The 17,225-nt window shown below is 73.6% G+C and carries 19 protein-coding genes and 1 pseudogene; 10 read left to right on the top strand and 10 right to left on the bottom strand.

All coding sequences use genetic code 11. From position 1 onward, the window contains the following. Positions 1-249: 249 nt before the first annotated feature. Positions 250-1,830, top strand: a complete 1,581-nt coding sequence (tmpA, locus tag ACZ6R9_RS22745; protein ID WP_380485959.1) for a 2-trimethylaminoethylphosphonate dioxygenase — start codon at positions 250-252, stop codon at positions 1,828-1,830. Between the two features lie 251 nt (positions 1,831-2,081). Here the strand turns inward: tmpA and ACZ6R9_RS22740 are convergent, their stop codons facing one another. After that, entirely contained in the window at positions 2,082-2,261 is a 180-nt protein-coding gene (locus tag ACZ6R9_RS22740) for a hypothetical protein (protein WP_465540075.1), read from the bottom strand. Between ACZ6R9_RS22740 and ACZ6R9_RS22735 the strand changes: the two are divergent. Further along, positions 2,239-2,523: pseudogene (locus ACZ6R9_RS22735) on the top strand (phosphatase PAP2 family protein); the annotation flags it as partial. The gene ACZ6R9_RS22740 and the pseudogene ACZ6R9_RS22735 sit on opposite strands and share 23 nt — an antisense overlap. 153 nt (positions 2,524-2,676) lie before the next feature. Here the strand turns inward: ACZ6R9_RS22735 and ACZ6R9_RS22730 are convergent. The 3 genes from ACZ6R9_RS22730 to ACZ6R9_RS22720 form a co-directional block, all read right to left on the bottom strand. After that, complete coding sequence (locus tag ACZ6R9_RS22730; protein ID WP_380485957.1) at positions 2,677-3,381, bottom strand: response regulator; 705 nt, start codon at positions 3,379-3,381, stop codon at positions 2,677-2,679. Positions 3,382-3,424: 43 nt separating this feature from the next. Beyond that, positions 3,425-4,819 (bottom strand): sensor histidine kinase, encoded by a 1,395-nt coding sequence (locus ACZ6R9_RS22725; RefSeq protein WP_465539930.1) that lies wholly within the window; start codon positions 4,817-4,819, stop codon positions 3,425-3,427. A 132-nt stretch (positions 4,820-4,951) separates the two neighbouring features. Next, positions 4,952-5,137, bottom strand: coding sequence for an ATP-binding protein (locus ACZ6R9_RS22720; RefSeq protein WP_380485953.1), 186 nt, complete (start codon positions 5,135-5,137; stop codon positions 4,952-4,954). Between the two features lie 229 nt (positions 5,138-5,366). On the opposite strand from ACZ6R9_RS22720, the gene ACZ6R9_RS22715 reads away from it, so the two are divergent. Continuing rightward, on the top strand, positions 5,367-5,570 hold the full coding sequence (locus ACZ6R9_RS22715; protein ID WP_465539927.1) for a hypothetical protein: 204 nt from the start codon (positions 5,367-5,369) through the stop codon (positions 5,568-5,570). A gap of 67 nt (positions 5,571-5,637) precedes the next feature. On the opposite strand, the gene ACZ6R9_RS22710 is transcribed toward ACZ6R9_RS22715, so the two are convergent. Beyond that, positions 5,638-6,045 (bottom strand): RidA family protein, encoded by a 408-nt coding sequence (locus tag ACZ6R9_RS22710; protein ID WP_465539926.1) that lies wholly within the window; start codon positions 6,043-6,045, stop codon positions 5,638-5,640. Between the two features lie 43 nt (positions 6,046-6,088). Next, positions 6,089-6,856, bottom strand: a complete 768-nt coding sequence (locus ACZ6R9_RS22705; RefSeq protein WP_380485948.1) for a GntR family transcriptional regulator — start codon at positions 6,854-6,856, stop codon at positions 6,089-6,091. A 291-nt stretch (positions 6,857-7,147) separates the two neighbouring features. Here ACZ6R9_RS22705 and ACZ6R9_RS22700 point away from each other — a divergent pair, with 291 nt between their 5' ends. The 7 genes from ACZ6R9_RS22700 to ACZ6R9_RS22670 all read left to right on the top strand — a co-directional run bounded on the left by ACZ6R9_RS22700 (position 7,148) and on the right by ACZ6R9_RS22670 (position 13,137). Continuing rightward, positions 7,148-8,314: an ABC transporter substrate-binding protein gene (locus ACZ6R9_RS22700; RefSeq protein WP_380485947.1), complete on the top strand. Its 1,167-nt coding sequence runs from the start codon at positions 7,148-7,150 to the stop codon at positions 8,312-8,314. A 9-nt stretch (positions 8,315-8,323) separates the two neighbouring features. Beyond that, positions 8,324-9,298 carry an ABC transporter permease gene (locus ACZ6R9_RS22695; RefSeq protein WP_380485945.1) on the top strand — a complete coding sequence of 325 codons (975 nt, stop codon included), beginning with the start codon at positions 8,324-8,326 and terminating at the stop codon, positions 9,296-9,298. Then, entirely contained in the window at positions 9,286-10,113 is an 828-nt protein-coding gene (locus ACZ6R9_RS22690; protein ID WP_380485944.1) for an ABC transporter permease, read from the top strand. Before ACZ6R9_RS22695 ends, ACZ6R9_RS22690 begins: the two co-directional genes overlap by 13 nt. Positions 10,114-10,136: 23 nt before the next feature. Further along, the gene (locus ACZ6R9_RS22685; RefSeq protein ID WP_380485942.1) at positions 10,137-11,216 is read left to right on the top strand and encodes an ABC transporter ATP-binding protein; all 1,080 of its coding nucleotides are present in this window, start codon (positions 10,137-10,139) and stop codon (positions 11,214-11,216) included. A gap of 323 nt (positions 11,217-11,539) precedes the next feature. After that, positions 11,540-12,208: an HAD family hydrolase gene (locus tag ACZ6R9_RS22680; RefSeq protein WP_380485940.1), complete on the top strand. Its 669-nt coding sequence runs from the start codon at positions 11,540-11,542 to the stop codon at positions 12,206-12,208. Further along, on the top strand, positions 12,208-12,528 hold the full coding sequence (locus ACZ6R9_RS22675; RefSeq protein ID WP_380485938.1) for a DMT family transporter: 321 nt from the start codon (positions 12,208-12,210) through the stop codon (positions 12,526-12,528). The genes ACZ6R9_RS22680 and ACZ6R9_RS22675 overlap by 1 nt, the downstream gene beginning before the upstream one ends. Before the next feature lie 51 nt (positions 12,529-12,579). After that, the gene (locus ACZ6R9_RS22670) at positions 12,580-13,137 is read left to right on the top strand and encodes a DUF6584 family protein (RefSeq protein WP_465539923.1); all 558 of its coding nucleotides are present in this window, start codon (positions 12,580-12,582) and stop codon (positions 13,135-13,137) included. Positions 13,138-13,261: 124 nt separating this feature from the next. Here the strand turns inward: ACZ6R9_RS22670 and ACZ6R9_RS22665 are convergent, their stop codons facing one another. From ACZ6R9_RS22665 to ACZ6R9_RS22650, 4 genes are all read right to left on the bottom strand, one after another. Next, on the bottom strand, positions 13,262-14,467 hold the full coding sequence (locus ACZ6R9_RS22665; RefSeq protein ID WP_465539921.1) for a glycoside hydrolase family 3 N-terminal domain-containing protein: 1,206 nt from the start codon (positions 14,465-14,467) through the stop codon (positions 13,262-13,264). 83 nt (positions 14,468-14,550) lie between these two features. Then, a complete protein-coding gene (locus ACZ6R9_RS22660) occupies positions 14,551-15,231 on the bottom strand; it encodes a phosphonatase-like hydrolase (protein ID WP_465539920.1) in 681 nt (226 codons plus the stop codon). 24 nt (positions 15,232-15,255) lie between these two features. After that, on the bottom strand, positions 15,256-16,377 hold the full coding sequence (locus tag ACZ6R9_RS22655; RefSeq protein ID WP_465539919.1) for a TIGR03364 family FAD-dependent oxidoreductase: 1,122 nt from the start codon (positions 16,375-16,377) through the stop codon (positions 15,256-15,258). A 96-nt stretch (positions 16,378-16,473) separates the two neighbouring features. After that, positions 16,474-17,112, bottom strand: coding sequence for a phosphatase PAP2 family protein (locus ACZ6R9_RS22650; RefSeq protein ID WP_380485929.1), 639 nt, complete (start codon positions 17,110-17,112; stop codon positions 16,474-16,476). Positions 17,113-17,225 lie beyond the last annotated feature (113 nt).

The raw sequence follows: 17,225 nt of genomic DNA, 5'->3' as shown, positions 1-17,225 counted from the left end.
CCAGCCGGTCAGTCGGTTCGGATCGACCTCTCCCCCGCCCACGTATGCGCTGTCGTCGAACAGCGTCTCGGAGAGCACTGGGCAGGTCGCGGACCAGGTCGAGGGTCATGGCCTGCACGCCGGCCCACGGCACGGACAGGGTTCGGCTCCCGGTGGCCGACCGTTCACCGGCCGGGCAACCGGCGGACGCAAGCGGGCATTTGGCTGAGCAGCCCCGCGAAGTTGTCTGTACAACCGGAGGCTGCTCCCATGTCCGTCCCCAACCCTTACTGGCTGCGCGACAACTGTCCGTGCACCGAATGCCGCAACCCCCGCAGCGGGCAGAAGCGGTTCCACATCGGCGACCTGCCGGACGGCCTGACCGCCACCGAAGCGACCCAGGACGAACGCGGGCTGAGCGTACTGTGGTCCGACGGCCACCGCTCCTTCCACCCGGCCGGCTGGGACGCGCCCGACCAGGACGGCGACCACCGCACCGAGCACGGCAAGCGCCTGTGGGAGGCCGCCGACTTCGCCCGCGGCCTGCCCGAGGCCGACTGGCCGGCCTACCTGGCCGACCCGGAGGAGAAGATCGCCGTCCTCTCCGCCGTCCGCCGCTCCGGCTTCGCGGTGCTCCGCGGCGTCCCGGTCGAGGAGCGCCAAGTCCTCGCCGTGGCACGGAGTTTCGGGTACGTCCGGGACACCAACTACGGCGAGCTGTTCGACGTCCGGGTGGAGCCCGACGCGGTGAACTTCGCGTTCACCGACGCCGCCATCGCCCCGCACACCGACAACCCGTACCGCGACCCCGTCCCCACCCTCCAACTGCTGCACTGCCTGCGCAACGACGCCGCCGGCGGCGACTCCGGCCTGGTGGACGGCTTCCGCGCGGCCGCCCTGCTGCGCGAGGAGGACCCGGAGGCCTTCGCGCTGCTCGCCCGCACCCCCGTGCCGTTCCGCTACCGGGACCGCACCGCCGACCTGGCCGCCGAACTGCCGATGATCGGGCTCGACCCGCGCGGCGCGATCCGCGAGATCCGCTTCAACAACCGCTCCATCGACACCCTGCGCACGCTCCACGGCGCGGAGCTCGATGCCTTCTACGCCGCATACCGCCGCTTCGCGGCGATCACCCTCCGCCCCGAGCTCCGGCTCGAGTTCCGGCTCGGCCCGGGCGACTGCCTGATCTTCGACAACACCCGCCTGCTGCACGCCCGCACCGCCTTCGAAGGGGCCGGCGGCCGCCACCTCCAGGGCTGCTACGCCGACCTCGACTCGCTCTCCTCCACCCTCTCGGTGCTGCGCCGCAACCTCGCCGTCCTCGACGAGCTGGAGGCCCTGTTCGCGGGCGAGGGCTCCGGCGAGTACCTCGGCGAGGCCGTCACCATGGCCGAACACATGCTCCAGGCAGGCGAGTTGGCCCGCACCGCAGGCGCCCCGCCGGCCCTGGTGGCCGCCGCGCTGCTCCACGACATCGGCCACTTCCACGGCAGCGGCCTGGAGTTGATGGCCGGCACCGACAACCGCCACGGCGAGACGGCCGCCGGCTGGCTCTCCCGCTGTTTCCCCGCCACCGTCACCGAGCCCGTCCGCCTGCACGTCCCGGCCAAGCGCTACCTCTGCACCACCGAACCCGACTACTTCGCCGAGCTCTCCCCCGCCTCCGTCCACACCCTCGGCCTGCAGGGCGGCCCGATGACCCCCGAGGAGGCCGAGGCCTTCGCCGCCCACCCCTCCGCCGCCGACGCGGTCGCCGTCCGCCGCTGGGACGAAGCCGCGAAGGACCCTGCGGCTGCCAACACCCCGGCGTTCGCCGAATTCCGGCCGCTGCTCCTGGAATTGATGAGCTGAGGCGGCGCTGTCAACCCCGACCATCGTCAGGGGTGCCGCTTGACTTTCGGGCCGGGCGGAACAGGGTCCCCGACTCCTACCGTCCGGACCATGACGTACACGCACAGGAAATCCAGGGCAGGGGCCGCCGCCAGGCCCGTCCTCGCCGCGACCGTGCTCGGCGCGGGGGCCGGGGTGGTGGCCCTGCTGGCACCGGCGCAGGACGGCGGGACGGGGCCGGTGCGGGTGTCGGCCGGGTGGTCGGCCGACGGCTACCGGCGGGTGGTGGAGGCCGTCGGCGACGCCCCGCACGCGGTGGCCTCGCTGCCGGCGCCGGCCACCGAGGCCGGGCTGCTGGTGCTGGGGCTGCTGCTGACGTTCTGCTGGTGGACGGCCCGGGCCCGCCGGGCCGCCGGGGCGGTCGCGGGGGTGGCGCTGGTCGGGCTCGGCACGGTGCTGGCCTACGGGGCGAGCGAGGTCCTGAAGGTGTTCCTCGACGAGGAACGGCCCTGCCGGGCACTGGCCGCACTGCCCGGCACGGCCGTCGCCGACTGCCCGCCGCCGGGCGACTGGTCGTTCCCCAGCAACCACGCCACCCTGGCGGTCGCGCTGGCGACGGGGCTGGTGCTGCTGCGCCCGCGCTGGGCGCTGCTCGCCGTCCCCGTCGGCGGGGCCACGGCCGCGCTGCGGGTGGCGGCCGGGGTGCACTACCCGCACGACGTGCTCGCCGGTGCCGCGCTCGGCGGCACCGTCACGGCGGCCGTGGTGCTCACGCTGCGTCCGGCGGTCACCCGCGCCGTGTCGGCCCTGACCGGGGTGCCGGTCCTCGGGTGGCTGCTGTCGGCGCCACCCGCCCCCGGCACGGCTTCAGTCCCGTGGACCGCCCGCGCAGCCCGCGCCGAGGGTCAGCCCGGCTTCGTGGGCGAGGACGGCGGCCGCCGCCCGGTTGGCCACCCCCAGTCGCGCCAGGATGGAACTCACATGGGCCTTCACGGTGCCTTCGACCACTCCCAGCCGGCGGGCGATCCGGCCGTTGGACAGTCCGGCCGCGACCAGCGTCAGCACCTCCCGTTCCCGGGCGGTCAGGGCGGCCACCTGTTCCCGGGCCCCGGCGCGCCGGCCGGCGGGGCCGCCGGCCCCGGTGGCGGCCAGGTGGGCGACCACCCGGGCGGCCACCTTGGGTGAGAGGTAGGCCGCCCCGCCCGCCACCGCGTGCACCCCGGCGAGCAGTTCCTCGGGCTCGCCGGACTTGATCAGGAAGCCGTTCGCACCGCCGCTGAGCGCGCGCAGGATGTAATCGTCCTCCCCGAAGGTGGTCAGCATCAGCAGCCCGGTGGTCAGGCCGCCCCGGCGGATCTCGGCGGCGGCCGCGATGCCGTCCGTCCCCGGCATCCGGATGTCCAGCACGGCGACGTCCGGCCGGTGACGCCGCACCAGTTCGACGGCCTCCCGGCCGTCCCCGGCCTCGGCGACGATCTCGATGCCCGGGTCGGTGGCGAGCACGGCGCGCAGCCCCGCGCGGATCATCGGCTCGTCGTCGGCGAGCAGCACCCGGATCGGTGCGGTGGTCATCGTCTGCTCCTGTCGGTCTTTCGATCGGGACGGTGGCGGGCGGTCAGGAGGCGAGCACGTCGCGCGAGACCAGCCGGGAGTCCTGGAAGCACAGCCGGTACGCATCGCCCGCCCGGTCCACGAACAGCTGGGCGGTGATGGCGTAGTGGACGCACGAAACGCCCTCCCCGGACGGCGGCGCGGGCGTCGAGGGCCCGCCCGGCGGCCGGTACGGCAACCGGTGGCCGGGCAGCACCCGCTCGACCGAGGCCTGATCCTGCCCCACCTGGAGGGTGGCGTACACCTCCGGGTCCAGCACCGACAGGCTGACCACGTACAGCGTCCACACCCGCAGCGCCACGGTCAGCAGGACGGCCGTCGCCAGCGGGACGAGCACCACGGCAGCCAGCGTCCGGCCGACCTTGCGCCGGGCCCGCCGCAGTTCACGCACCGGCGACGGCGGGGCGGCGGGCCCCGCCGGAACGGGCCCGGCGGGACGGCGCGGCAGCTCGGCCACCACCTCGAACCCGCCGTCCGTCCCCGGCCCGTACGCGAAACTGCCGCCGGCCAGCCGCACCCGCTCGGCCAGCCCGACCAGGCCCCGCCCGCCACCGGCCGCCGACGGCACTCCGGGGGCGCCGCCGTTGGCCACCCTGAGCCGGGCACCCTCGGCCGTGTACGCCACCTCCACGACGACGGCCGCCCCCGGGGCATGCTTGGCGGCGTTGGTCAGCGCCTCCTGCACCACCCGGTACGCGGCATGCTCGGCGGCCCGCGGAAGCCCGTCCGGCCCACCGGTGATCTCCGAACGGACGTCCAGACCGGCGGAGGCCGCTTCCGCCACCAGGTGCGGAATGTCCGAGTCGGCCGGTCCGCGGGCCGCGTCGCCCTCCTCCCCGGCGCGCAGAACGCCGATCACCTCACCGAGCCGATCGACGGCGGCGGCCGCACCCGCCCGGATCTCCTGCACTGCCTCCCGGTGGGGCCGAGCCAGGTCGGGGGCGAGCTTGAGCACCCCGGCGCGCAGCGCGATCAGGCTGAGATCGTGCCCGAGGGCGTCGTGCATGTCCTGCGCGATCCGGGCCCGCTCCCGCAACCGGGCCTGCTCGGCGACCAACTGCTGCTCCCGCTCCAGCCGCTCCGCCCGCTCCCACCCCGCCCGCACCAACTCCTGCGACTGCCGCCAGAACCGCCCCAACAACCACGGCCCCATCCCGGTGCACACGGCCAGCACGACGAACCGCAGCCCCAGCAGGATCCAGGACGGCACCGCCCCGACCACCAGCACCCCACCCGCCACCAGCACGGCGAACACCACCGCCGCCGGCCGCACCCGCTCCGTCCGCAGCCCCGCCAGAAACGACAACCCGACCGCCGGCAGCACCCACCACAGGCTCGTCACACCCAGCCCGACACACCCCGCCGCCCCCACCGGCAGCGCCGCCCCACTCATCCGCATGCCCACGACCCTACGGCGACCGCCCCCACCGGCGAATCTGCCGAAAGTCATGCCCCAGCCACCAGCCGACCGAGAACTGCACAACGGCCTGCTCGCCCTCGACCCGCATCGTCCTGGAGCCGGTGCTGCCCGTCACTCCCGTTCCTGGTCGATCCCTGCCGCCAGCTCGAACCGGACCACCTTGCCGACCGCCTTGCGGGACGTTCCCCAGCGGTCGGCGAACCGGCTGACCAGCAGCAGGCCGCGGCCGCTGTCCGCGTACGGATCGTCGTCGTTCAGGGACGGGAGTTCGTGGTCGTCGTCGCTGACCTCGACCAACAGCCGGTCGGTGCGGACCAGTTGAGCGAGATCCGCAGGGCCTGGAACAACTGCCCCAGGAAGGCCGTGAAGGCGGCGACTTCCGGCTCGCCGCCCTGCGGTTCGAGTGTCATGGGCTCCCCTCCCCGGCCGTTGCGGGGAAGTGGCAACCCGTTGCGCCTGGTGCAACCCTCGACCTGCGTCGAAGACTAGGAGAAACCCTCAACCCCCCGCAGCGAAAGGCGCATTGATGTTCACCGCAGTCGTCCGACAGCTGGCCGCCTGCCAGCGCGCAGTGGTCGTGGCCCTGGCCCTGCTGCCCGTGGTTCTGGTGACCACGGCCTGCCTGCCCGCCGTCCTGCTGCTGCCCGCCTTCCCGGGCGGCGTCCGCCGCGTGTCGACCCTGCTCACCCTGCTCCGCCGCTGGACGGACACCGTCCTGTCCCGGAGCTAGCGCTACTCGACCGGCACCCCCGGCGACGTGCTCCGCCGCGGCAGCCGGACAGCCACCAGGTCGCCGGTCAGTCGGTCAGTGCCGCCGTCAGGTCGATCTCCACCAGCTGCCCGGTGTAGCCGAGCGCGGTGACCCCCAGCAGCGTGCTGGCGGTGGCGAACGCGGGGGCCAGCGGACCGGCCTGCAGGTGGTCCCAGGCGGCTGCCAGCACCTCGCTGCGGTCGCTCACCACGTAGATCACCGAACGGACCACCCGCTCCGGGCCGGCCCCGACAGCGGCGAGCGCGACGAGCGAGTTGGCCACCACCTGGTCGATCTGGGCGAACAGGTCGCCCTCGCCGACCAGCACGTCCTCGCGGTCCATCGGGCACTGCCCGGCCAGGTGCGCGGTGCGCCCGGCCTCGACGACGGTGATGTGGGCGTAGCCGCCGGTGGGGTGCAGCTCGGCGGGGCTGATGCGGGTGATCTCGGTCATCCCCGGATGGTGCACCGCGAAGCCGACCGGACGCACCCGAATTTCAGTCGTTCTCCCGCGCGTGCCGCGAAAGCGCCGAGGACGCGAGCGAGTTGTGGATGGAGAACGCCACCGTCCCGGGCAGGTACCGGTCCTGTGACCACTCCACCGGCGTGCCGGTGGGGTCCGTGGTCCGCCGCTTCTCGCGCAGCAGCGGGCTGCCCCGCCGGCAGCCGAGCAGCCGGGCGTCGTCCGCGTTGGCGCCGATCACGTCGATGGTGTGGTCGGCGTCGCTGAACAGGATGCCGTGTTCGCGCAGCGGTTCGGTGTGCGAGACGGCGTCGGGCGGCAGTTGGGCGACGAGTTCGCCGACCCGGGGCGGGTAGACGGTGCGTTCGACCATGACGGGGGTGCCGGAGAGGGTGCGCAGCCGGAGCATCGCGTAGACCTCGGTGCCGGGTTCGAGGCGCAGTTGTTCGCGTTCGGCGGCGTCGGCGGGGCGGCGGACGATGGATTCCAGTCGGCCGCCGGGTTCTTCGCCCATGGAGCGGGCCCAGTGGGTGAAGGAGAGCAGTTCGGAGAAGGACTGGACGCGGGCGCTGCCGAGGACGACCCGGCGGGTGCCGCGGCGGGAGGTGACCAGTCCGTCGGCGCGCAGCAGGGCGAGGGCCTGCCGGACGGTGCCGCGGGAGACGCCGTACTGCTCGGCGAGGGCGCCCTCCGCGGGGAGTCGGCCGGCGTCGCCGAACGAGCCGGAGGTGATCGCTTCGCGCAGGTCGGCGGCCACCTTGCGGTAGAGCGAGCCGGCGGCGCTGTCCTGGTCGGATGCCACGTGCGTCGATTTCCCTTGGCTGGTAAGGAGATTGGGCCGTGTCCGCGCTGTGATCGCGCGTACACCATTGACTGTAGCCGCTGCTGTCGCACCGCCCCACGCGGGGCGCGACCGTTCCGACAGCCGCCCCCTGCGCTGGGCCGTCCGTTCACTTTCCCGTCACCGGCCTCGGGCGTACTTAGCTCGGGCGACGGAAGTTGGCTGGCCAACTTGGGCCAGGACCGACACCGCGCCACGCATCGAACACCTCTCGTGATCTCTGCAGCTCCCCTTCCTCCAGGAGACCCTCCCGTGACCGTGCACCGCCACCGCGCCGCCGCCCTCGCGGCCGTGCTGACCGCTGCCGCGCTCTCCCTCTCCGCCTGCGGCTCCGCCGGCCAGGCCGCCAAGTCCGGTGACGCCAAGGGCGGTTCGGGCAACGCCAAGACCGCCACCTCGCTGGCCGACTTCGGCGGCATGGACGGCCTGGTGGCCGCCGCGAAGAAGGAGGGCAAGCTGCACGTCATCACCCTCCCGCGCGACTGGGCCAACTACGGCAAGCTGATGGACGGCTTCAAGGCGAAGTACGGCATCGAGATCGAGGACGAGAACCCGGACGGCTCCAGCCAGGACGAGATCAACGCGGTCAAGTCCCGCAAGGGCCAGGACCGCGCGCCCGACACGCTCGACCTGGGCTCGGCGTTCGCGCTGTCCGCCGCCAAGGAGGGCCTCCTCGCCCCGTACAAGGTCGCGAACTTCGACAAGATCCCGGACACCATGAAGGACCCGGCCGGTCTGCGGGTCAACGACTACGGCGGCTACATCTCGATCGGCTGCGACGCCAAGAAGGTCGCCAACTGCCCGAAGACCTTCGCCGACCTGCTTAAGCCCGAGTACAAGGGCCAGGTCGCGCTGAACGGCAACCCGACCAAGTCCGGTTCGGCGTTCGGCGGCGTGTACGCGGCCGCGCTCGCCAACGGCGGTTCGCTGGACAACATCCAGCCCGGCATCGACTTCTTCGCCAAGCTGAAGCAGTCCGGCAACTTCAACGCGGTCGAGTCCACCCCCGCCACCGTCGAGAAGGGCGAGACCCCGATCTCGATCGACTGGTCGTACCTGAACGCCGGCTACACCGACGAGTTCAAGGGCAAGGGCCTCGACTGGCAGGTGACCGTCCCCACCGACGGCTCCTACGCCCAGTTCTACAACCAGGCCATCAACAAGGACGCCCCGCACCCGGCGGCCGCCCGCCTGTGGATGGAGTACCTGTACTCGGCCGAGGGCCAGAACGGCTTCCTGGGCGGCTACGCCACCCCGGCGCTGTTCGACGCCATGAAGAAGGACGGCACCCTGGACACCGCCGCCGCGGCCAAGCTGCCGGCCATCGAGAAGCCGTTCACCACCTTCCCCACCTCGGAGCAGATCGACGCGGCCAAGAAGGTCGTGACCGAGAACTGGGCCAAGGCGATCCAGGGCTGATCGACCGACATGACCACGGCTCCCACCCCGGTGCCGGTCCCGGCCGCCGCTGACCTCAGCGGCGGCCCGGGGGCCGCCGACGCCGCCACGACACCCCACACCCCCTCGGACTCCACCCCGTCGCCCGCCGGGCGCCGCCTGCTGCGCGGCAAGGCCTGGCTGGCCACCGTCCCGCTGCTGGTGTTCTTCCTGATCGGCTTCGGCCTGCCGGCCGTCGCCATCGTCACCGGCGCGTTCACCGTCTCCAGCGACGCGGAGACCGGCGCGGGCTCGTTCACCACCGCCAACCTCACCGAGTCGGTGCAGGGCGCGTACTGGACCGCGCTGCTCTCCAGCGTGAAGCTGTCCGCGCTGACCGCGCTGCTCGGCACCGTCCTGGGCGTGCCGATCGCCCAGGCGGTCCTCACCTCCCGTTTCCGGATGCTGCGCGAGGCGGTGCTGACCGCCTCCGGCGTACTCGCCAACTTCGGTGGCCTGCCGCTGGCGTTCGCGTTCGTCGCCACCCTCGGCAACGCCGGTGAGGTGACCAAGATGTTCCACCTGACCGACCACGGCTGGTCGCTGTACAGCTTCACCGGCCTGACCGTCGTCTACCTGTACTTCCTGGTGCCGCTGATGGTGCTCACCATCACCCCCGCGCTGGAGGGCCTGCGGGTCCAGTGGCGCGAGGCCGCCCAGAACAACCGGGCCACCAGCCTCCAGTACTGGCGGCACGTCGCCCTGCCGATCCTGTTCCCGTCGCTGCTCGGCGGCTTCGTGCTGCTGTTCGGCTCTGCGTTCGCCGCGTACGCCACCGCCGCCGCGATGGTCGGCGCCACCGTGCCGCTGATCAGCCGTCAGATCGCGGACGCGCTGTCCGGCAACGTGCTGGTCGGCCAGGGCAACCTGGCGCTGGCACTCAGCCTGGACATGATCATCGTCGCCGTCCTGGTGATGGCCGTCTACCTGCCCCTCCAGCGCCGGAGTGCACGATGGCTCAGCTGATCTCCCGTCTGCGGGTCTGGCGCGGGGCGGTCCTGCTGCTGGCCGGCCTGTACTTCCTGATCCCGATGGCCGCCTCGGTGTGGTTCTCCATCGACGACCGGAACGGCATCTCCTTCGACGCCTACACCGGCCTGCTGTCCGCCCCGGGCTTCACCGACAGCCTGGTGCTCACCCTGGAACTCGCCGCGGTCACCGTGGTGGTGCTGCTGCTCCTGCTGGTGCCCGCGATGATCGCGGTCCGGCTCGGCTCGCCGAAGCTCCGCCCGCTGCTCGAAGTGGTCTGCACCCTGCCGCTGGTGGTGCCGCCGGTCGCGCTGACCGCCGGCCTGATCGGCGTGCTCCGCTGGGGCCCGGACCACCTGATGGACACCCCGTTCTTCCAGACCTTCGTGTTCATCCAGCAGCCGCAGTTCCCGCTGGTCCTGGTGATCGCCTACGTCCTGATGGCCCTGCCGCTGGCCTACCGCGCCCTGGACTCCGGCCTGCGCGCCGTGGACGTGCGCACCCTGGTCGAGGCCGCCCGCAACTGCGGCGCGAGCTGGCCGCGGGCCGTCGTCCAGGTGATCCTCCCGAACCTGCGCGGCGCGCTGCTGAACGCCTCCTTCCTCACCCTGGCCCTGGTCCTCGGCGAGTTCACCACCGCCTCGATCCTCGGCTACCAGCCCTTCGCCGTGTGGATCTACTCGGTCGGCAACAGCCAGGGCCAGATGTCCGTCGCGGTGTCCGTACTCAGCCTGCTGATCACCTGGGTGCTGCTGCTCCTGCTGGCCGCCGCCGGCCGCGAGCGCCGCCACAAGACCGCCACCGCCTCCTGAGCCTCCCCGGAGACCACCACCCCATGAGCACCGCCACCGCCGCCCCCACCGCAGGCACCACCACCAGCGCCACCGTCGAATTCCGCTCGCTGCGGCGGCAGTTCGGCACCACCACCGCCCTCGACGGACTCGACCTGACGGTCAACCCGGGCGAACTCCTCGCCCTGCTCGGCCCGTCCGGCTGCGGCAAGACCACCGCGCTGCGCATCCTCGCCGGGTTCGAGACCCACGACTCCGGCGAGGTGCTGGTCGACGGCGAGGACATCACCCGGATCCCCGCCCACAAGCGCGACGCCGGCATGGTGTTCCAGTCCTACAGCCTCTTCCCGCACCTCACCGCCGCCGACAACGTCGCCTTCGGCCTGCGCATGCGCGGCGCCGCCAAGGCCGAACGCCGCAGGCGCGCCCACGAGTTGCTCGAACTGGTCGGCCTCCCGCAGCGCGCGGACCACTACCCGCACCAGATGTCCGGCGGTCAGCAGCAGCGCATCGCCCTCGCCCGCGCACTCGCCCTCCAGCCGCGCGTCCTCCTCCTCGACGAGCCGCTCTCCGCCCTCGACGCCAAGGTCCGCCTCGCCCTGCGCGAGGAGATCCGCCGCCTCCAGCAGGAACTCGGCATCACCACCCTGTTCGTCACCCACGACCAGGAGGAGGCCCTCTCGATGGCCGACCGCGTCGCCGTCCTGCGCGCCGGCCGGCTCGAACAGTGCGCCACGCCCTCCGAGCTGTACTCCCGGCCGGCCACCGCGTTCGTCGCGGAGTTCGTCGGCACCATGAGCCGCATCCCGTGCGTGCGCACGGCCGACGGCCAGGTCGAGGTCCTCGGCCGCCGCCACCCCGTGGACGGCACCCTCCCCGCCGCCGGCGAGCTGCACGTCCTGGTCCGCCCCGAGAACGTCGGCCTCACCCCCGCGACGGACGGCCCCGCCCAGGTGATCGCCGCCTCCTTCCTCGGCGCCGTCACCCGCCTCACCGTCCGCCTCCCCGACGGCACCGAAATCAAGTCCGACCTCCCCACCGAAACCGCCACCACCCTCCCCCTCGGCACCCACGCCACCCTCACCCTCCCCACCCGCCCCGTCCTCGTAGACCGCGCGTCCTGACGGCCGGTCGGGGCACGGAGGAAGAGGCTGCTGGCACGCGGCTGCCAGGTCGCACCCGTCCGCTTCGCGCAGGATCGCCGACCCGTCGACCCGCCGCTCAATCTCGCCCGCTCTGAACTTCCGCGCCCCGCCAGGGGCGCGTGGGGGCACCTCCCGGCCCGCCAGGGCTGGGGGAGAACTGCGCGGAGCGGAAGGCAACGAGCCCCAAGCCGCCCGCCCACTGCCACTTGCACCCCGCGTCGCCCTCCCCGCCCACAGCCACTCGCGCCCCGCGCCACGCAGCCCTCTCGTCGGCGCCCGACATGCCCACGTAAGGTACCGCCATGCCTGCATCCCACCCCGCCGCCGTCCTGTTCGACATGGACGGCACCCTGGTCGACACCGAGCACCTCTGGTGGCAGGCCGCAGCGGAACTCGCCGCCGAGCTCGGCCTCACCCTCACCGACGCCGACCTCCCGGACGTCCTCGGCCAGGCCGTCGAGCACACCGCCGCCCACCTGCACCGGGCGAGCCGCACCTCCCGCCCCGAGTCCGAACTCGTCGAGCACCTGAACCACGCCTTCGCCGCCAAGGTCGAGGCCGAGATCGTCCCCCGCCCGGGCGCCCTCGCCCTGCTCGCCGCGCTCCGCGACGCGCGGATCCCCGCCGCCCTGGTCTCCGCCTCCCCGCGCCGCGTCGTCGATCTCGTCCTGGGCGCTCTCGGCCCGCACTGGTTCGCCACCACGCTCGCCGCCGAGGACACCCCCCGCACCAAGCCCGCCCCGGACCCGTACCTGGCCGCCGCCGACCGTCTCGGTCTCGCCCCGGCCGCCTGCGTCGCCGTCGAGGACACCCCGACCGGTGTCGCCTCCGCGCACGCCGCCGGCTGCGCCGTCCTCGCGGTGCCGTCCACCGTCCCGATCCCGGCCGCCGACGGCATCACGGTGCTGGACAGCCTGGTCCACGCGGACCTCGGCTTCCTCGCTTCCCTCAGCGCCGCCCCGGCGTCCTGATGCCGTACCTGCTGCTCGCCCTCGCGATAGCCGGCGAGGTCTGCGCGACCAGCCTGCTCAAACTCACCGACGGCTTCTCCCGCCTGTGGCCCAGCCTGGCCGTGGCCGTCGGCTACGTGCTGTCGTTCCTCCTGCTGGGCCGCGCCCTCAGGCACATCCCGGTCTCCGTCGCCTACGCCGTCTGGTCCGGCGCGGGCACGGCCGCCGTGGCGGCCATAGGCGCCACCTTCTTCGGCGAGTCCCTGGGCCGTCTCCAGTGGTGCGGCATCGCCCTGGTGATCGCCGGCGTGATCCTGCTCAACCTGCGCTCCACGCACTGACCTGCCCGAACCCGATTGACCTCCGCACCACGGCTCGGCCAGCATCCCGTCATGCCCCTGCCCGCCGCCCTCGCCCGCGCCGACGCCGACCTCGCGGCGGGCCGCGTCCCGATGGCCCGGCGGCGGCTGCGCAGCCTGGTGTCGAACCACCCGACCGACCTGACGGCGCGCCACCGCCTGGCCGCCGTGTACCGCCTGCACGGCGAGCCGGCCGAGGCGGGCCGCTGGAACTACCTGGACGAGTCGCTCACCACGGACGAACTCCTCGCCTTCGAGCGCCGGTTCCGCACCCCGGCCCGGCGGCTGTCCGTCCTGCGCTGGCCCGACCCGGCACACAACCCGCCGCCGACCCCGCTCGCCCGCCGCCGTCTCGCCGCCCTGCACCGCCAGGCCACCGGCACCCCGCCGACCTGGCCCGACCACCCGGACGACGCGGCGACAACGGGCCCGCCCCGCCCGCCGCGCCCGATGCCGCCCCAGCTCCAACGGCGGCCGCCCCAGCCGCAGTTCGCCCCGCACCGACCCGAGATGCCGATGCGTGTCGCCGCGTTCCGCCTGGCGCTGTTCGTCGCCTGCGGCGCAGCCCTGATCGTCCTGGTGTTCCGCTGAGCACCCCGCGGCGGCCGAAGGAACCCGCCCGGCCGGACCGGCAACACCCGTGCCCGGCGGCCCGGTTGACGCCCCACCCGCCACGCGGACCGACCACTGGGCCTGAACTCGCCCACCCTGTCCGCTACTTGAGCGAATCGCGCAGCGTGTCCACCCGGTTCGCGGAGGCGGTGAACCCGTCGCGGTCGAGGTCCCCGGCGTCCAGCGCGCCCGCCAGCGCCGCGGCCGCCTGGTCGCCCTGGGCGACGTCGCGCGCGGAGCACAGGATCAGATCGACGCCGGCCGAGGCCACGGCCAGCGCACGCTTGCCGGTGCTGCCGACGGGGTCGAGCGCCTTGGCCTCCAGCGCGTCGGTGATGGTGACGCCCTGGTAGTTCAGCCGCCCCCGCAGCTCGTCGCGGACGATCGGGCCCGACATCCCGGCGGGGGTGCCGGGGTCGAGGGCGGGATAGACCGCCCAGGAGAGCATCACCAGTTTGACGTCTGCGGCGACCGCGTCCTGGTAGGGGCGTTCGTCGACGGTGCGCAGCTGGTTCAGCGGAACCGTGAGGGTGACGGGCTCCTCGTCGGTGTTCGCCCCGGCGGGGGCGCTGCCGAGGCCCGGGAAGTGCTTGGCGGTGGCGGCGACGCCCGCGCCCTGCTGGGCCTTGATGAACGCGGAGCCGAGCTTGCCGACGACCACCGGGTCGCTGCTGTACGAGCGCTGGGCGCTGTCGGCGAAGTCGCCGGGGGTGCGGAAGACGTCGAGCACGGGCGCCAGGTTGAGGTTGAGTCCGAAGCCGGCGAGCGTCGCGGCGGCCTGGCCTCCGGTGGCGGTGGCGGCGGCGGTCGGGTCGGCGGCCCGGCCGACGTCCTTCGCGGACTGCGCGGGGCCGCCGGGCAGTCGCCGGACCAGGCCGCCTTCCTGGTCGGTCATCAGCAGCAGCGGCCGGGGGTGCGGGGCCTGCTGTTCGGCCTGCCGAAGCTGGCTGACGGCGGTGCGCAGGACGGCCGGGTCGGTGCCGACGTTCTCGGCGAAGAAGATCACTCCGGCGACCCGGCCTTCGCGGATGCGTTGCAGCAGTGCGGCGGGCGGGGTGGTGCCGGGGTAGGAGTAGACGATCCGCTGCCCGGCGAGGTCGGCGGCGCCCGCCGAAGGCGCCGAGGTCGGCGACGGCGACGGCGACGGGCTGGACGGCGACGGCGACGGGCTGGCCGGCTGCTCGCTCGTGGCCGGCTCGGCGCTGCTGGTCGTGGGGCTGGGGGACGGGCTGTTGCCGGGGGATCCGCAGCCGGCGGCCAGCGCCAGGCCGAGCGTGAGCAGGCCGACCGACCTCAATGAGAGCGACATACCGTCAGATAAGCACGCGAACTGTCACCGGGCCAGCCCACGGGCGGCCCCGGGACGTCGCCCCGGGGCCGCTGAGCAGGACGTCAGCCGCGCAGCACCGCCGGCAGTTCGGCGATCGAGCCGAGCACATGGGTGGCGCCGTCGGCGCGCAGCCGGGCCTCGTCGTGGGCGCCGGTGAGCACGCCCGCCACCACGGCCGCGCCGGCCCGGGTGCCGGTGAGCATGTCGTAGCCGGTGTCGCCGGCCACCGCGATCTGCCGGACCGAGTCGGCGCGGGTGCGCAGCAGCGCGGTGAGCACCATGTCGGGGTAGGGACGGCCACGGCCCGCGTCGGCGGGGCACAGCGTCAGGTCGGCGAGGGACTGCCAGCCGAGGGCGGCCAGGATGCGGTCCTGGGTGGTGCGGGAGAAACCGGTGGTGAGGACCACCTTCCGGCCATGGCCGCGCAGTTCGGCGATCGCCTCGGCGGCGCCGGGCAGCGCCTCGCAGCGGCCCTGGTCGACCAGGTTCTCGTAGCCGGCCTCGAAGGCCAGGTTGGCGGCCCGGGCGCGGTCCTCGTCGCCGAACAGGTGACGGAAGACCGAGATCTTGGACTCGCCCATGGTGACGCGTACGTGCGCCAGCATGCCGGCGTGTTCGGGGCTGCCGGGCTCGACACCCTGCGAGCGGGCGGCGGCGTCGAAGGCGAGCTCCACCAGGCCGTCGTCGGCGACGGTGGTGCCGGCCATGTCGAGCACCACCAGGGTCACATCGTGCGTGGTCATGTTCTGCCTCTGCGATCGAAGGTGTCAGAGCCCGGCGAGGTCGGCGGTGGTCTCGGCGATGGCGGGCGAGCAGGTCATGCCGCGGCCGCCGGGGCCGGTGACCAGCCAGGTGCCCTCGGCGACCTGCTGGCGGTGCACCACCCGGGTGCTGTCCAGGCACTGGGCGTAGACGCCGGCCCAGCGGCGGCGGATCTTCGGCAGCGGTCGGCCGAGCAGCGCCTCGCCGACGGCGGCGAGGTGCTCGTACGGGTCCTCGACCACGTCGAAGCCGAACGGCTGGTCGTACTCGTGGGTGTCGCCGATGGTGAGGCCGCCGTCCTTGCGCTGGACCATCAGCAGCTGCATCTTGTGCTCGGCGGCGACCGGCGGCTGCGGCTGGGCGGCGCGCAGCGCGTCCAGCTCGGGGCCGGCGAAGGCGGGGTAGTAGCGGAACGAGTCGCCGTCGGCGACCGAGGTGGTGAGCGTCTCGCCCAGCGGGTCGGTCTGCATCATCTGCAGGCGCACCCGGCGCACCGGCAGGTCGGGGGCGAGTTCGCGGACCAGGCCGCCGAGCCAGGCGCCGGTGCACAGGATCACCTGGTCGCCCTGGTGCAGCTGTCCGTGGTCGTCGCGGACGGCGGCGGCGCCCACCACCTCGCGGACCTCGCGTCCGGGCCGGAAGGTGTAGCGGCCGGTGGCCTCCAGCGCGGCGCGCAGCGCGGGCTGGGCGACCCGGGACTCGACGGCGCCGTCCCGGGTGCAGTGCAGGCCGCCGAGGAAGGTGCCGCGCAGCGCCGGGTTGACGGCCCGGACCTGGTCGGCGTCCAGCAGCCGGTAGCCGCGGGCGGCGGCGTCGGGCAGTTTCACGGCGGCTTCGGCGACGGCGAGTTCGGCCTCGGTGCGGGCCAGGGTGAGCGAGCCGTTGGGGCGGAACCACAGGCCGGGGACGCGGGCGCCGATCTGCTCCCAGAGTTCGCGGGCGCGCAGCGCGACCTCGAGTTCCTCGCCGGCGGCGCGTCCGCTGACCCAGACCAGTCCGAAGTTGCGGACGGACGCGCCGCGGGCCTCGGCCTCGCGCTCGATGTGGACGACCTCGTGGCCGCGCTCGACGGCCTGCCAGGCGTGCATGGTGCCCAGCACGCCTGCTCCTACGACGATTACCTTCATGCGGACAGGCTCGGGCCGCGAGGTGGCCGCAGGTCGTCCGGCTCCCGTCGGGCGGGTGAACCGCCTGCGAGAGTTGTCCATACAACCTGCGAGGGGTCAGGCCGCTCCGGCGCCGAGGACGGGGCCGAGCGGGCCGGTGCGCAGGCGGTCCACCAGCGGTGCCGCCCGTCCGGCGAGCGCCGCCAGCGGGAGCGCCACCAGGACGCCGACCAGCGCGGCCACGGCCACGTCGTGCGGGTAGTGCGCGCCGACCCAGACCCGGGAGGCACCCATCAGCACGGCGGCGAGCAGGCCGATCCAGCCGAGCCGGCGGTCGGCGTACCAGAGCGCGGTGGCGGCGGCGAACGCGATCACCGTGTGGTTGCTGGGGAACGACCAGTCGCCGGGCGGCGGGCAGGCCTCGATGGTGAAGCTGCCCGGGATCTGCTGGCAGGGCCGGTTCTCCTCGACCATCCCCTTGAAGACCGAGTTGACCAGGTACGCGCCGACCACGATCAGCGGCGAGGCCAGCACCCGGGCCATCACCACCGAATCGGCGCCCCGGGCCCGCCACCAGCCCCACACCATCAGCAGCGCGAACACCGCGAGGCCGTACGCGGACCATTCCTTGGTCAGCTGGTCGAACCAGTGCGGCGCGGACTCGGCCCACCCGGTGACCCGGGTGTAGAGGCTGCCGTCGATCCCGCTGCCGTCGTAGGCGAGCAGGTGGGCGGGGGGATGAACGTTCGGAGTCACAGGGACAACATGTACCAGAACGGACGCGGCGTGCGGCGAGCTCGCGGTTCCGAGGAACACTGACTGGGGCAAGGCTGGCGGACCTCCCGTTACCTTGGGGGGGTCCAATTCCG

The organism is Kitasatospora sp. NPDC048662, assembly GCF_055587065.1.
This window is presented reverse-complemented; position numbering and strand designations above follow the sequence as displayed.

Bases quoted from the DNA above. Each gene is read 5' to 3' on its own strand.
- tmpA (WP_380485959.1), top strand. From the start codon at position 250: ATGTCCGTCCCCAACCCTTACTGGCTGCGCGACAACTGTCCGTGCACC.
- ACZ6R9_RS22730 (WP_380485957.1), bottom strand. From the start codon at position 3,381: ATGACCACCGCACCGATCCGGGTGCTGCTCGCCGACGACGAGCCGATG.
- ACZ6R9_RS22725 (WP_465539930.1), bottom strand. From the start codon at position 4,819: ATGCGGATGAGTGGGGCGGCGCTGCCGGTGGGGGCGGCGGGGTGTGTC.
- ACZ6R9_RS22715 (WP_465539927.1), top strand. From the start codon at position 5,367: ATGTTCACCGCAGTCGTCCGACAGCTGGCCGCCTGCCAGCGCGCAGTG.
- ACZ6R9_RS22710 (WP_465539926.1), bottom strand. From the start codon at position 6,045: ATGACCGAGATCACCCGCATCAGCCCCGCCGAGCTGCACCCCACCGGC.
- ACZ6R9_RS22695 (WP_380485945.1), top strand. From the start codon at position 8,324: ATGACCACGGCTCCCACCCCGGTGCCGGTCCCGGCCGCCGCTGACCTC.
- ACZ6R9_RS22690 (WP_380485944.1), top strand. From the start codon at position 9,286: ATGGCTCAGCTGATCTCCCGTCTGCGGGTCTGGCGCGGGGCGGTCCTG.
- ACZ6R9_RS22685 (WP_380485942.1), top strand. From the start codon at position 10,137: ATGAGCACCGCCACCGCCGCCCCCACCGCAGGCACCACCACCAGCGCC.
- ACZ6R9_RS22680 (WP_380485940.1), top strand. From the start codon at position 11,540: ATGCCTGCATCCCACCCCGCCGCCGTCCTGTTCGACATGGACGGCACC.
- ACZ6R9_RS22675 (WP_380485938.1), top strand. From the start codon at position 12,208: ATGCCGTACCTGCTGCTCGCCCTCGCGATAGCCGGCGAGGTCTGCGCG.
- ACZ6R9_RS22670 (WP_465539923.1), top strand. From the start codon at position 12,580: ATGCCCCTGCCCGCCGCCCTCGCCCGCGCCGACGCCGACCTCGCGGCG.
- ACZ6R9_RS22665 (WP_465539921.1), bottom strand. From the start codon at position 14,467: ATGTCGCTCTCATTGAGGTCGGTCGGCCTGCTCACGCTCGGCCTGGCG.
- ACZ6R9_RS22660 (WP_465539920.1), bottom strand. From the start codon at position 15,231: ATGACCACGCACGATGTGACCCTGGTGGTGCTCGACATGGCCGGCACC.
- ACZ6R9_RS22655 (WP_465539919.1), bottom strand. From the start codon at position 16,377: ATGAAGGTAATCGTCGTAGGAGCAGGCGTGCTGGGCACCATGCACGCC.